Origin of the sequence: Westiellopsis prolifica IICB1 (assembly GCF_004323185.1) — a bacterium.
GTDB classification, from domain to species: Bacteria; Cyanobacteriota; Cyanobacteriia; order Cyanobacteriales; family Nostocaceae; genus Pelatocladus; species Pelatocladus prolificus_A.
In genome coordinates this window covers 2,372,804-2,387,819 of the sequence record NZ_NAPS01000001.1, presented here as the reverse complement: position 1 = coordinate 2,387,819, position 15,016 = coordinate 2,372,804, and the positions used below count along the sequence as shown (strand labels likewise).

The following is a 15,016-nucleotide window of genomic DNA, read 5'->3' as shown; positions in this document are numbered from 1 at the left end:
GGATCGGGGATTGGGAAGAGACTTGTTAAATAATTCTCCCTTGTCTCCCTTGTCCCCCTGCTCCCTGCTCCCTGCTCCCTGCTCCCTGCTCCCTGCTCCCTGCTCCCTATCTCACGACTCTACCCATATAATTACCCCACAATTGGGCAGCTTGAGCGCTACTACCAGATGTTGGTGAATTATTGTCGTTGCCAAGCCAAATACCAGTTACTAGTTGACGAGTAGGAATAAAGCCAATAAACCATAAGTCAACATTGTCGTTGGTTGTACCAGTTTTACCAGAGACTGCGAAATCACCTAGGGCTGCGCGGCCACCAGTACCATTTGTGACTACTCCTCGGAGTAAGCGAGTCATAGTATCAGCGATATCGTTTCGCAGTACGCGTTTGTTAGCTTCGGCATCCTTATCAAAGGCGTAAATTACACGACAAGTTTTTAAATCTTTGCGATCGCGACAATCACTACTATCTAAAATACGGCTAATTGCATGGGGACGGTTCCACACACCGCCATTACTTATAGCACCAAAAGCACCAGTCATTTCCAAAACATTGACTTCGCTTTGTCCTAACACCAATCCTGGTACTGGATCTAAATTTGATTTGACCCCCAAACGCTTTGCCATCTCTACTACTCTATTTAGTCCTATTTGTCTAGAAAGTCGTAGGGCGATGGGATTTTCAGACTGGGCCAGTCCAGTAGCAAGACTTAAACTCACATCAGAACCTGCTCGACAAGGTTTATAGGTAAAACCCTGCCAAGTTAAAGGAGAGCAGGAATAACTCGTAGCGGGTGAAATTCCCTGTTCTAAAGCGGCAGCATAAGCAAATACTTTAAAGGTGGAACCAGGTTGTCTTTTAGCCTGATAAGCCCGATTGAACTGACTAGTTCTGTAATCTGTACCACCTACCATTGCTCGGATACCACCAGTACTGGAATCTAGGGTAACTATTGCTCCTTCCGAAAAGTTAAAATTGCCCCCAGCGTTGTTTACATAGTTACGCAATGAGGCTTCTGCCTGTTGTTGGATACCAATATCAAGCTGAGTTTCAATGATAAAGTTACCTTCACCCGCCAAGTCTTTTCCCAAGATGGATTCCAGTTCTTGGAAAATATAACTGTAGAAATAGGGGGCGATAGTTTTTGCTTGTTGTTGGCAGACTTTCGGGCTGACATCTACAGGCGATCGCCTAGCTCGATTATAATCATCTTGCTTGATTTTCCCTGCTTCAAGCATCCGCCGTAGAACACGGTTACGATACTCTATAATGCGTGTTCTACTTTGATTATCGCCACAGAAATTAAAACTGTTAGGACCGGGCAGAATACCCACTAAAGTCGCAGATTCCGCCAAAGTTAATTCTTTGGCTGACTTGTCAAAATAATACCGTGCCGCATCTTCAAACCCAGAAGTATCAGCCCCTAAAAATACTCGGTTTAAATAAGTCAATAAAATCTGGTCTTTGCTGTAAAAGGTTTCTAATTTTAGAGAAACGATCGCCTCTCGCACTTTGCGCCCCAGAGAATCTTGTCTACCCACATAATCACGAAACAAACTGCGAGCGACTTGCTGGGTAACTGTACTAGCGCCTTGTTGCACATCACCACTACGGGTATTGATCAGGACGGCTCGGAGAATCCCATAAGGATCTACGCCAAAATGCCAGTAATAACGGCTATCTTCAGAAGCAACTACCGCCGCCGCTAAATAGGGTCCGAAATCTTTGAGTCCTTTCATGTCTACATGAGCCGTATTCCTTGGCTCACGTAGCGGTGTTTCCCCATCACCTGCATATACAACCACAGGAGCGCGAGTTGGGTTCGGTAGGGGTCTAACACGAAACCTCAGTGATTCAGCACTAATCACTAGCGCCGTCAGAGCGCTAACACCACCAATTCCGTAACCAGTCCAAGTTGCGGCTTTGACGTACCAAGGGGGTGGATCAACGTATTGTAGCTTCACTGAAGCAGCCAGTTCTGGTGGTCCCAAGGTGAGGACATCACCATGACGCAATTCTAGGGATGTGAGCCGACGCTTGCCACGATAAATGCCATTTGTAGAATTTTCATCTTTGATGACAAAAATAGGTTGCCGTTGAGTAGAATCCCGCGACAGTGACAAGTGAATTTGGCTGACAACCGGGTTGCGGACGACGATATCGCAGGATTTGGAACTGCGACCTAGCATATAGCGATCGCCCAATAGCGGATATACTTCTGCCTTATCCGCCCCTGCATCCTGCACCCAGAGTTCTGGTACTCTGGCATTAGGCTTTAGTGCTAGTTTGGAAAAATCAACCCGAGCTTGAATTGTTTGTACTGCTTGCGTTATCTGACCAAGCAATGTTTGTGGCTTTTGAGGGGGTTGGGGGGAACTCATCGGCTAAAGAAACCACGGATATTACTGAAAAATCGGCGAACTGCCATCTTGATGTTTGTATTCCACCATTGTACTCATAACGTTGTAAGGACGTTAGCGGCACAGAGTGGTTCCCAATTTTTATTGACATCAAGATAATATATATTAATATGACTTTGAACGTTAGTTTTTTTACATCTTGCCCTAGTCAAAAAAATTCCAGTTTGTTCTACTCACTTTTCTCTTTAAATAGCCTATTTGCCTGGATGACAACAGCTAAAGCTGGGGCTTGCAGTATTTATTTCTACTAAAATTTTATTCTTTAATGATTTAATTTTTACAACTAAAAAATACAGATCATATAAATGCTAAAAAAACATCTACTTTTAGGAAGATTTTATAAAACCTATTGTTTGATTTAATGGGCCGAGTATTCTTTCAAAGGTGTTGAGGTTAAGTAATATGAAGGGGAAATTTATTACCCTGACAGGCGCGGCCCTGACTCTGGCGTTAACCAGCAATATTGCTGCTGCCCAATCCACCAAATTTCCTGAACTAAGTCAAAATCAACAGAATCAAGAAACCACTACCTCACCCCCAGAAATCAAACTTTCACCAGAGGGTAAGAAGATTCTGTGTGAATATTTTCCATTAAATTCCCGTTGTCAGGGAGCATCGAGTAACACTACAACACCGGATAGCACAACACCGGATAGCACCACAACTCCAGCACCGGATAGCACAACACCGGATAGCACCACAACYCCAGCACCGGATTCTAGCAGTCCAACTCAAATCACTCCAGCACCGGATAGCACAATTCCAGCACCTGACTCTAGCAGTCCAACTCAGATGACCCCAGCACCGGATAGCACAACTCCAGCACCTGACTCTAGCAGTCCAACTCAGATTACTCCTGGTAGTGGTAGTGGTACTGGTACTGGTCAATAATCAAAAAGATCAGCCTTCACCTTGTTTATGAGATGATTCTGATACAGGTTTCTTAGTTTTTTGACGTGTTTAAAAATTTGCTGCTTTTTTAGGACAACAAGAGGCTATTCTACATAGCCTCTTGTTTGTGTATTTTGGGATATGTGGCGTGTAGAGGAGGAAATGAAATGAGGTGCGATCGCGATCAATCCAATCAATCCTCCTACACACTTTTTTGATAAAATTTACCTGCGACTAGAAGTTGGCGTTTTTTGAAAAGTAGCAATCAACAGACAAACAATACCAATATTAATAAACACATCTGCCAGATTAAATACAGGAAAGTTAATCAGTCGAAAGTCTAAGAAATCAACAACATAACCTAAAGCAAAGCGGTCTATACCATTACCCATAGCACCGCCCAATATTAAACCATAACCCCATTGCTCCCAACGGTTTAAGTTTGGCCCCAACCATGCGAAAGCTATGAGTGCTAAACTCACTGCCAAAGATAACCAGCGTAACCACTCAACCCTTCCTGATAGCAAACTAAAAGCTGCACCAGTATTAGTTACATATGTTAAGTGAAATATACCTGGTAAGAGTGGCAATGTTTGTTTCAAGCTAAAGGTTTGTACTACCCAATATTTTGTGATTTGGTCTAAAAAAAAAGCGATCAAGCCAGTAATCCAGAAGAATTTATTTTTAAAACGCATGGCAAAATAAGTAAATCGGCACAAATGTAGAGACGCGATTCATCGCGTCTCGTTGGGGTCGTTATTGGTAATTGGTAATTGGTAATTGGTAATTGGTAATTGGTAATTGGTAATTGGTAATTGGTAATTGGTCATTAATAATGGTTTTAAACATGTTGTTTTTTCATAACATAGTAATATTTATCCCGCCGACTTACTTTAGTCATGAGTCATTTGTCAAAAGCAAATAACAAACGACAATTGACCAATGACAAATAACAAATGACTAATAAAACATTAAGTGACGTAGCACATAAGCTATGACAGTGACAGCACAGATCACAGCTAATTGTCCTGGTAGTGCAAACCAGGAATATCTGAGGATTGCTTGCATCAGGGTCAGAGTTTCTGTACCTTGTAACTGTAAAACATAGCTGAGAATCAAATAACCAATACCGCAGACGTGAACAGTTAACAAGCCACAAATACAACTAAATGCTAGTGCTTCCAGTCGAGGTCTAGCTTTAAAGGCAAAAAAGCCACAAACCCAAGCTCCTGGAATAAAGCCCAATAAATAACCAAACTGTGATAGCTTAACATAGCCAAGACCACCACCACTAGCAAATACGGGTAATAAAGTTAGCCCCATCACCAAATATGCTATTTGTGAAATGGCGCCAGCATTTTTGCCTCCTAAACATCCTACAAGTAGCACCCCGCCAATTTGAAAAGTTACACCCAAAGAAAAAGTGTGAATTCCGTGCTTACTCCAAATCCAAGGTAAGGTGGTAATATTTGCTTCTAAGAAGGTACCACCCATAGTTAGCAGTAAGCCAATCATAGACCATAACAACTGATTGGAAGCGGCTAACATTTACAATACACTCGTGCAAATAATTCTCATATAAAAGCAAAATAACTAACAATAATTAGGTTATTCGATTTTGGATTTTAGATTGACCTCCAATGCAATTAGGTTAAGGATTTTTTTGCATACTTTGACCATGTTACGAAGGTTGAACTGCAACATCTGTACAGGTTTAAATGCCAATCGATTTGTCTTATCCGAACCCTACTCGGAATTATCAGACATTGTTCTATAAATGCTATATTTTATCCTTTTTTTGAGAAATTTAATTATATAACCAAGGGCGCGCCTTTTAATTTAGAGCTAGAACCCCATGTGATCAATCACAAGAATGAGCGAAATGACTTTTGCGCTCGCCGAATTTAGCCCTTTCAAGGTGGATAGAAAAAGAACCATCATCTCAGCTAAAAAGCTATATTTCCTCTTTGTGTCTATGTGTATTGGTGTTGAAAATATTCTTTTTTCACCATCAAGACACATAGACGCTTAGACGCAACATCGACTGGTTCTGTGAAGTCGCTACGCGCCTACCGAGGTCAACTCAAGAAAGTTAAAACTTGTATAAAATTACTTGGTGAAACCATCATAATCTATGTGCCTTTAACCTTCCCTTTACCAAAAAGCTATATCATCATAGGGGTTTAGCTGGAAAAATAAGATCAAACATCATAAATCCATGCTTTCCCGTATGTCAGTAATTGATAAATCTCGCCTAACGAGAACTGTTTCGGTACTAGCACTAGCGATGAGCCTAGCTGCTTGCGGTGGACAGGAAGCTCAAAATAACACTTCCACTGGTGACGCAACTCCTGGTGCTGCTACTGATGCAACTGCTTCTAGTCCTGCGAAATTGGATCTTGGTGGAAAAGTATCATTAACTGGAGCTGGTGCGACTTTTCCAGCACCTCTATACAGTCGTTGGTTTTTTGATTTAAACAAAAAGTATCCTGATCTGCAAGTTAACTATCAGTCTGTTGGTAGCGGTGCTGGAGTTGAGCAATTTACCCAAGGTACTGTAGACTTTGGCGCCAGCGACGTTGCAATGAAGGATGAAGAAATCCAAAAAGTGCCAGCTGATAAAGGCGTCCTCATGTTACCCATGACTGCTGGTAGCATTGTGCTAGCTTACAACTTACCAGATGTTCCAGAGTTAAAGCTTCCACGAGCAGTTTACACTGATATTCTTCTAGGCAAAATCAAGTCTTGGAACGATCCGAAAATCACTGCTGCAAACCCAGGTGCAAAGCTTCCTAACGAACCAATTACAGTAATTTATCGTTCTGACGGTAGTGGTACTACAGGTGTATTTACAAAACACCTCAGCGCCGTTAGCCCAGAATGGAAGAGTAAAGTAGGTGACGGTAAAACTGTCAACTGGCCTGTAGGAGTTGGTGCTAAAGGTAATGAAGGTGTGACTGCTCAAATTACTCAAACCGCAGGCTCGATTGGTTATATAGAGTATGGCTACGCTAAACAAAATAATCTCAAGTTTGCTGCTTTGGAAAATAAAGCAGGTAAATTTGTTGTTCCTACTGATGAGTCAGCAGCTAAAACCCTAGAAGCAGTTACTTTACCGGAAAATCTCCGCGCCTTCATCACAGATCCAGAAGGAGATGCTTCTTATCCGGTCGTTACTTACACTTGGCTTTTGGTTCACAAAAAATATCCGGAAGCAGCAAAAGCCAAAGCGATTGAAGCAATGGTTGAATACGGCTTGACAGAAGGTCAGAAAAACTCTACGGAGCTAGGTTACGTTCCTCTACCTGCAAACGTAGTTGAGAAAGTAGCTGCGGCCGCAGACGCGATTAGCCCTGACTATAAAATTGCTGTAGGTTCAAGCAATGATGCCAGTGCAAGTAAATAATATTTAGTCATTTGTCATTTGTCATTTGTGATCAGTATTTAGACAGAATTAATGATACAGATTGTTTTTCTGTTAAGAGTTCTCTATTCTCTGTTATAGGCCTCCACAAACAAATTTAATTTTGTCCGAATACTTAGATAAATGACGAGTGGCTAATGACTTATTAACTAATGACTAGCATGGTTCGCTCCTACTTTTTGAACCGTTGATGAGTAAAGTCATTCATGAATACATCAGCCCAAGGTGATAAACCTACCGTTAGACCACGTTCGGAATTTGAAAAGTCCTTAGACAAAGGCTTTGTTTGGATAACACGAATATTTGCTCTGGCGATCGCTGCTATTTTGTTATGGATAGCCATACAGGTTGGTATTGAGTCTGTACCTGCGATCAAAGAATTTGGTTTAGTCCGTTTTTTAACAGAAAGTACCTGGAATCCAGTTAACAATGTATACGGTGTACTACCGCAAGTTTACGGAACATTGGTTAGTGCTTTTATTGGTCTGTTGCTAGCTGTACCGATTGGTGTTGGCACAGCTATACTTTTAAGCGAAAATTGGCTACCCTTATCTGTACGTACAGTTCTGGTGTTTCTGGTAGAACTTTTAGCGGCAATTCCCAGTGTAGTGTATGGTATCTGGGGAATTTTTGTCTTGATTCCTCCGCTCACCGCTTTAGGGAAATGGCTTCATGGTTCCTTTGGTTGGCTACCAATTTTTAGTACTGTTCCCACAGGCCCATCGATGTTTCCGGCGGGAATCATCTTAGGTATCATGACTTTGCCAATTATTACAGCAATTTCTCGCGATGCGTTAATTTCTGTACCTTCTAGTTTGCGTCAAGCAGCTCTAGGATTGGGAGCAACCCGTTGGGAAGCACTTTTCAAAGTAATTTTACCTACTGCTTTCTCTGGAATCGTCAGCGCCGTAATGCTGGCTTTAGGTCGGGCGATGGGAGAAACAATGGCTGTAACAATGTTGATTGGTAACTCAAATAGAATTAGCCCTTCATTGTTTGCACCAGCTAACACTATTTCTTCTTTACTAGCAAACCAGTTCGCCGAAGCAAGCGGTCTGCAAATATCTGCTCTGATGTACGCTGCTTTGATTCTGTTTGTTTTAACTCTGATAGTAAATGTTTTGGCTGAGTTCATAGTCCTGCGAGTCAATCGACTGTAGACTGTAGCATTTTTGTGTTTTGAAGTGTGTTGAAATATGGCTTATACAGACAAATCTCAAAGTGCATCGCTCCACAGTAGTCTGGCTCGTTCGTCGTCACCCCGAACGATATTCAACACTGTGATGACAGTCATCGCATTTATATGTGGAATATTGGCACTAATACCTTTAATCGCAGTACTTTCTTACGTCATTATTCAAGGCTTTGCTAGTCTGCAACCAAGTTTGTTTACTGAGTTACCACCACCACCACTAGCACCAGGAGGGGGTTTTGGTAATGCCATCATCGGTACAATCATTATGGTAGGCATTGGTGCTTTGATTAGCATCCCCATAGGAGTTTTAGGTGCTGTTTATTTGACTGAGTTTAGCTCTGGGAAAATTGCTCGCTGGGTACGCTTTTCTACAAATATTCTCAGTGGTGTGCCTTCAATCATTGCGGGGGTGTTTGCTTACGGTATTGTGGTAGTGACCATCGGCTCGTTTTCCGCTTTTGGTGGGGGAGTAGCACTGTCAGTATTGATGCTACCTATTATTGTAAAGACTACCGACGAAGCCTTACGGTTAGTATCAGATGATTTGCGCCAAGCTGCAACTGGTTTAGGAGCAACAAACTATCAAAAAGTGGTGTGGGTAGTTTTACCAGCAGCTTTACCAGCAATTGTTACAGGTTCTACACTAGCTATAGCACGAGCCGCAGGTGAAACCGCACCGCTATTATTCACCGCTTTATTCTCTCAGTACTGGTTTGATGGTTTGTTTAAACCCACAGCTTCCCTTGCAGTTTTAGTTTATAACTTCGCGATCGCCCCCTATAAAAACTGGCAGGCGATGGCTTGGGCTGCATCTCTAATTTTGGTGTTAATGGTGCTGCTGACGAGTATTATTGCTCGTTTGGCAACTAGTCGCAAAAAATATACATGATGCCAGCGAAACTGCACATCTTTATTAAATTGTCAAGTTAGCAATTTTAGTATTATATGGTAACAAACATCAGCACCGCCAACCAAACAGACACTGTTTTACGGGCCGAGGGTCTTAACATCTACTACGGTAGCTTTTTAGCAGTACGCGATGTCTGGATGGATGTTCACAAAAATCGCGTCACAGCCTTTATTGGTCCTTCTGGATGTGGTAAAAGTACTTTACTTAGATGTTATAACCGCCTCAATGATCTCATTGAATCATTTCGGGCAGAAGGTAAAGTCTTTTACTATGGTGAAAACCTTTATGCACCCCAGGTTGACCCTGTAGAAGTACGCCGTAAAATCGGGATGGTGTTTCAAAGACCAAACCCTTTCCCCAAATCAATTTACGACAATATCGCTTTTGGACCAAGACTCAACGGCTACAAAGGAGATATGGATGAATTGGTAGAGCGATCGCTCAAACAAGCTGCTTTGTGGGAAGATGTGAAAGACAAACTCAAACAAAGTGGTTTATCTTTATCTGGTGGTCAACAACAGCGTTTATGTATTGCTCGCGCGATCGCTGTTCAACCAGATGTTATTTTAATGGATGAACCTTGTTCGGCGCTTGATCCTATTTCTACCTTGCAAGTTGAAGAACTAATCCACGAACTGAAACAACGCTATACCGTGGTGATTGTGACTCACAACATGCAACAAGCTTCCCGTGTATCGGATATGACAGCCTTTTTCAACGTCCAAACATCAGAAAAAGGTGGTCGGACTGGCTATTTGGTAGAATTTGACCGCACAGAGGCAATTTTCCAAAATCCTCAACAAGAAGCTACTAAGGAATACGTTAGCGGTAAGTTCGGTTAGAAATTGTACCCTGAGCAGGGCAGCAATTAAGATGTATAAAGAAACTACGAAGCTAGTTCTCTGGAGGGAAAGGGAACTAGCTTTTTTAAGATTTTGTGCAACGATTCAGCTAAAGTCAAATATATGGAGGTGAGATTATGACCCAAGCCTTGCCAAAGTTACTAACTTTCGATGAATTCATTGAATGCTATCCCAACGACGGTAAACGCTACGAACTGCATGAAGGAGTTATAGTCGAGATGCCTCCACCATCTGGCGATCATGAAGATGTTGTCGGTTTTTTGATGCGAAAATTAGGGGTTGAAATTGAGAGGCTAAATCTTCCTTTTAATATCCCCAAAACAGGTTTTGTTAGAACTCCCAGTGCTAATTCAAGCTACTTACCTGATGTATTGGTAGTAAACCAGAACAATTTGAAAAACGAACCACTTTGGAAAAAAGAATCTACGGTTATTCAGTCCGAATCGGTACCGTTGGTAATTGAAGTTGTTTCGACTAACTGGCGAGACGACTATCACAAAAAATATGCAGACTATGAGGAAATGGGGATTCCCGAATATTGGATTGTCGATTATGGTGCATTAGGTGCGCGTAAATTTCTCGGCAATCCCAAACAGCCTACAATTTTCGTATGTCAATTAGTGGATGGCGAGTATCAAATGACTCAATTTCAAAATAATAATCCAATTGTATCCCCTACTTTTCCCCAATTAAATCTCACAGCGCAACAGATTTTTGACTCGGTTAGCTGAAAAACCGTAATATTTCATAGTGTGTGAAAAACATTAGGATGCTCCTGTGTGAATTAGGGCTTCTTGCGAATTTAACACTCGATTTAATTTACCACTGCTATAACCTTCCAAATCGAGAGTTACGTAGATAAAACCAAACTCTTGAAATGTGGAAACTACTGTTTTTAAATCTGTGTTTAACACAAAATCTTTGATTTGTTCTGGTGATAATTCAATTCTGGCAGTATCGCCTTGTGAACGTACTCGTAAATTTTTCCATCCCAACTTACGCAAATAAATTTCTGCTCTACCTACACGTTGTAACTTCGCTACAGTAATTTCTTCGCCATAGGGAAAACGGGAACTCAGACAAGGTTGGGCGGGTTTATCCCACCAAGGTAAACCGAGTTGTTGAGAAAGTTGTCGAACTTCGGCTTTAGTAATACCAACTTCTGCTAGAGGCGATCGCGCACCTCTTTCTTTGGCTGCTTGAATTCCTGGACGATAATCATGCAAGTCATCAGCATTTACTCCATCAATCACGTAGGGATAACCCATTTCCACAGCTAAGGGTTTGAGGGTATCGTGCAATTCACTTTTGCAGAAATAACAACGATTAACAGGGTTGGAAGTGTAATTAGGATTTTCCATCTCGTGTGTAGCGATAATTTGATGGGAAATCCCAATCGTTGCTGCTTGAATTTTGGCATCTTCCAATTCTTCAGGTAACAGACTTGGTGAAACAGCTGTTACAGCCAAAGCGCGATCGCCTAAGACATCATAAGCAACCTTAGCAACCAAAGTACTATCAACACCACCAGAGTAAGCAATTAAAGCTTGCTGCATCTGTGCAAATATTGCTTTTAGTTCCTCAAATTTTTCTGTCAGCATCATTGATAAGTACCTATGCAAAATTAATTAGACATTTTTGATTTTGTATGCTTGATTTGCCAAACCAAAGAGGCAAACGAGATATATAAATAATTTTGCCTAAGTACTTATTAGTCTAACCAAAAACTAAAGCACCTTACCAATTATATTTTACAAGCTCCCACCGTTTCATCTCCTCATTTACCCAAACTAGACATTGTTATAGGGTAAGAAAGAATACGGAGTAAATCATTCTCACCCCATTTTTCCATAAACTACGGTCTGATTTTACCAGGGACCCCAAATAGCAAAAGTAATTCCTGGTGTCTGCATATTTACAAACATAGTTTGCCCGTTAGGTGAGAAGCAAACTCCAGCAAACTCGTTTGTGTTCAAGGCATTTCGTGCAAATTTATAAAGTGCGCCGCTTGGCGTGATACCCATAATAAAGTCAGTACCGCCACCATCCTCGCAGAGGAATAAGTCACCATTAGGCGCAACGACAATGTTATCTGGAAAGTCTAGAATACCTCCATTGTTAGGTTCTATGTAGAGACGAAGCGTTTCAGTTGCAGGGGTATAGCGCCAGATTTGGCCCAATCCAGCACTTCCACCACTGGTACAGCAGAAATAGATATCTCCGTTGCCATAGAAAATGCCTTCGCCACGAGCAAATTTAGCAGCTCCTAAGTTAAAGCCCTCAGCCCGTACTGTATCAGTTGAAGGATCGGGGTTGGTAATCCGAACCCAATCCACTGCAAAGGCTTGACCTACTGTAAATCCTGTTGTGGTGTTTGCCTGGGGTCTTGTAGTAATTCTCAAAGCATACAGCGTACCACCTGCGCTCAAGTTATTCTGTGAGTTAGGTACAAAGCGATATAACAAGCCATCACCCCGGTCTTCAGTCAGATACACATAGCCTGTATTGGGGTCTACAGCTGCCGCTTCATGATTGAAACGACCCATCGCCGTCAGGGCTACTGGTGTAACAAACCCAGTTGCGCTACTAGGTACTTCAAATACATAGCCATGCTTCTTATTTCCCGTTTCAAAACTCTCTTCGCAACTGAGCCACGAACCCCAAGGGGTTGGTCCACCAGCGCAGTTACGATATGTACCTGCCAAAGAACCGTAGTGACTGATTAAAGTGCGATTGGGACTGACTACCAAAGTTGTTGTACCACCTCTTCCTTGGGTGTCGTATTTCTTAGAATTGGGCGCACCAAGCCCATTACTTGATGTTGGTGATAGTTCATGGTTGCGGATCAGAATTGTATTACCATTAGCTCCTGAAAATGCCCCCATCCCGTCGTGTCCACCCGGAACTCTGTAGCCGTCGGTCATCGTTTGCCCTGTTTCAGACAATCTCACGTAAGAAAATCCGGCAGGTAGATCTAGAACACCCATAGGGTCAGATTGTAGAGCACCATAGGGTCCGGCTGCTAAAGTTCTTTTAGCATAAAAAGCTTGCAATGGGGATAACAGTAGAGCACCAGCAGTACTTGTGCCAGCCAGCGTAAAAAACTGACGTCTTGATAAGGTCACTAAACCCTCTCTTAATTATTTCTAAATAAGTCTATCGGCAGTGGAATATATCGATAGTTATTATCGAGAAAATTCAGGTATTTTAGAGTTAAGGCTAGATTAAAATAAGCTTATATAATAACGATTATGGGCTTTTAAAATATTTAAATTTGTTATAAACATTTTGGTATGCTTACTTATTTGTGAAATAAAACTTAATATAAATTACAAAATATTGGTCTTTGTAATTAAGAAAGATTCTGTTATATAAAATTACTTTTCTTGTTCCCTTTTCATATATATTTCGATATAAAATTTTCTAACAATGGCAAATCTATTGGTTTAGAAATATATTCATTGACTCCTGCTGCTAAACAAATTTCGCGATCGCCTTTCATCGCCATTGCAGTTTGCACAATTATCGGAATGGTTCGATACTGCTGATGTTCTCGCAATTTTTGTATAATTGCTAGACCATTCTCATCAGGTAATTTAATATCTAATAAAATTACGGCTGGCTTTTGCTGGTTTTGGTCTAACATTTTCCACATTTGCTCTGCATTATTGACCAAATTGATCTGATAACCCGATTTTTGCAGATAAATTTGTATTAATTGAGCATTGTGTGAGTTGTCTTCTACTAACAAAATATTTGGAGAATGATTATTTTGGGAAATTTGTTGAGATCTTGTAGATATATCTTCTATCTTCGCTTTTTCCTCTACTTCTTGTACTTCCACAGTTTCACATTCCTGTTTGAGGGGAAGTACAATCGTAAATCGAGAACCACAACCTAGTTCTGATTCTACTTCTACCCTACCACCATGAAGTTCAGCGAGTTTTCTAGTTACGACCAATCCTAAACCAGTGCCTTCGTTTTGACTAACTACGCTGTTATAAATCTGAAAATAAGGTTGGAAAAGTTCTGCTTGGTGTTCTTGAGAGATGCCAATACCAGTATCCCAAACTGTAAAATATATCAAAGAATTGTTGAGTTTAACTTGTAAACCAACGCTGCCATTAGTGGTAAATTTAATGGCATTAAACAACAAGTTGAGCAACATTTGCTTAAGTCGTAATGAATCAGATAATAAGGTATTAACATTGGGGTCTAATTCGAGTGATAGTTTTAAACCTTTACTAGTGGCTTTTTCTTTTAATAGAATTAAAATATTGCGACATAATGTTTGCAAATCAACTTGTTCCCATTGCATTTCTAATTGATTTGCTTCAATCTTAGACAAATCCAAAATATCGTTAATCAAAGCCAACAGGTGCTTACTACTAGATTGAATAATGCCTAAATATTCTTGATGACGTTCTTTGGATGGTTCATACCCTTGGGCTATCAGTAGGTGGGTAAAACCAGTAATTGAACTTAGAGGAGTACGGATTTCGTGACTGGTATTTGCTAAAAATTGATTTTTAAGTTGATTAGTACGTTCTAGTTCTTGATTGATAGTTTCTAACTGTTGACAGTGGCGCTGTAAAGATTGTACTTTCCGCAATTGGGTTATGGTGGTAACGCATTGTTGTGCAGCGCGTGTCAAAAGTTGTGGTGTGATTTGTACACAAGTGTCTTGGAATGAATTAACATCAGCCTCTACAGGTGTTCTAGCAATAATTAACCAGCCAATCACGCCATCAATATCATTGGCTAATTGCCAAGCATTGGGTGGTTCTTGTTGTGCAAGTAACCGCAAATCATCAATGTCTATTTCTTCTGCTAATTGCAAAGGGAGTTTTTTTTTCTTTTTCACCATCCCTTCAATCATTAATGATGGTGAATGTCGAGAGATACAAGTCGGAACAAAACAAACTTTGCCAACATTTTTTTGTGGTTCTACAAGTGCGATCGCCACCTTGCTGTGATTCAAAACACTATTTAGTTCATTAACCACACTTTGAAATATTTCTGCTTCTCCAACCACTGTTTGTTGATTGCTAGTCAGACTGACCAGACAATCATTGAGGCGATTTTGCAACCGACTCAAGCTGTGTTCCAGCCACAACTCAGCTTGCAGTTGTTGGATAGTTGTCAAAACTGTTGGTGTTGCATCTACTTGTGAGTTTGGTTCTGGTAAGCTTGAATACTGCTGCATGGTCAACTAGACCGCTTAAGAAGTTTAGCTTTGCACAAAAGTGCAAGTAGGATGCTATGTATATTAACGCACTCCTGTTTTTATATTTACAGACTAAAACTGGAAATG

General features: G+C 41.0%; 12 protein-coding genes. 6 read left to right on the top strand and 6 right to left on the bottom strand.

From position 1 onward, the window contains the following. Positions 1–106 precede the first annotated feature (106 nt). Positions 107–2,380: a transglycosylase domain-containing protein gene (locus B4U84_RS10020; RefSeq protein ID WP_131117464.1), complete on the bottom strand. Its 2,274-nt coding sequence runs from the start codon at positions 2,378–2,380 to the stop codon at positions 107–109. A gap of 441 nt (positions 2,381–2,821) precedes the next feature. Between B4U84_RS10020 and B4U84_RS10015 the strand changes: the two genes are divergently transcribed. Further along, positions 2,822–3,310, top strand: coding sequence for a hypothetical protein (locus B4U84_RS10015; protein ID WP_131117461.1), 489 nt, complete (start codon positions 2,822–2,824; stop codon positions 3,308–3,310). Positions 3,311–3,534: 224 nt separating this feature from the next. Here B4U84_RS10015 and lspA read toward each other — a convergent pair whose 3' ends face one another. Beyond that, positions 3,535–4,005 (bottom strand): signal peptidase II, encoded by a 471-nt coding sequence (gene lspA / locus B4U84_RS10010; RefSeq protein WP_017313491.1) that lies wholly within the window; start codon positions 4,003–4,005, stop codon positions 3,535–3,537. Between the two features lie 265 nt (positions 4,006–4,270). Further along, positions 4,271–4,858, bottom strand: a complete 588-nt coding sequence (locus B4U84_RS10005) for a biotin transporter BioY (protein WP_131117459.1) — start codon at positions 4,856–4,858, stop codon at positions 4,271–4,273. Between the two features lie 670 nt (positions 4,859–5,528). On the opposite strand from B4U84_RS10005, the gene pstS reads away from it, so the two are divergent. The 5 genes from pstS to B4U84_RS09980 all read left to right on the top strand — a co-directional run bounded on the left by pstS (position 5,529) and on the right by B4U84_RS09980 (position 10,433). Continuing rightward, positions 5,529–6,716 carry a phosphate ABC transporter substrate-binding protein PstS gene (gene pstS, locus B4U84_RS10000; RefSeq protein WP_131117456.1) on the top strand — a complete coding sequence of 396 codons (1,188 nt, stop codon included), beginning with the start codon at positions 5,529–5,531 and terminating at the stop codon, positions 6,714–6,716. A gap of 224 nt (positions 6,717–6,940) precedes the next feature. Further along, positions 6,941–7,894, top strand: coding sequence for a phosphate ABC transporter permease subunit PstC (gene pstC / locus B4U84_RS09995; protein ID WP_131117453.1), 954 nt, complete (start codon positions 6,941–6,943; stop codon positions 7,892–7,894). A gap of 123 nt (positions 7,895–8,017) precedes the next feature. Further along, positions 8,018–8,818, top strand: coding sequence for a phosphate ABC transporter permease PstA (pstA, locus tag B4U84_RS09990; protein ID WP_131118854.1), 801 nt, complete (start codon positions 8,018–8,020; stop codon positions 8,816–8,818). 56 nt (positions 8,819–8,874) lie between these two features. After that, positions 8,875–9,681 carry a phosphate ABC transporter ATP-binding protein PstB gene (pstB, locus tag B4U84_RS09985; RefSeq protein ID WP_131117450.1) on the top strand — a complete coding sequence of 269 codons (807 nt, stop codon included), beginning with the start codon at positions 8,875–8,877 and terminating at the stop codon, positions 9,679–9,681. A 137-nt stretch (positions 9,682–9,818) separates the two neighbouring features. Continuing rightward, entirely contained in the window at positions 9,819–10,433 is a 615-nt protein-coding gene (locus B4U84_RS09980; protein ID WP_131117447.1) for a Uma2 family endonuclease, read from the top strand. 33 nt (positions 10,434–10,466) lie between these two features. Here B4U84_RS09980 and larE read toward each other — a convergent pair whose 3' ends face one another. The 3 genes from larE to hrmK all read right to left on the bottom strand — a co-directional run bounded on the left by larE (position 10,467) and on the right by hrmK (position 14,908). Next, a complete protein-coding gene (larE, locus tag B4U84_RS09975; RefSeq protein WP_131117444.1) occupies positions 10,467–11,306 on the bottom strand; it encodes an ATP-dependent sacrificial sulfur transferase LarE in 840 nt (279 codons plus the stop codon). A gap of 264 nt (positions 11,307–11,570) precedes the next feature. Continuing rightward, positions 11,571–12,827, bottom strand: coding sequence for an alkaline phosphatase PhoX (locus B4U84_RS09970; protein WP_131117441.1), 1,257 nt, complete (start codon positions 12,825–12,827; stop codon positions 11,571–11,573). Positions 12,828–13,099: 272 nt separating this feature from the next. Continuing rightward, complete coding sequence (gene hrmK, locus B4U84_RS09965; protein ID WP_131117438.1) at positions 13,100–14,908, bottom strand: hybrid histidine kinase/response regulator HrmK; 1,809 nt, start codon at positions 14,906–14,908, stop codon at positions 13,100–13,102. Positions 14,909–15,016 lie beyond the last annotated feature (108 nt).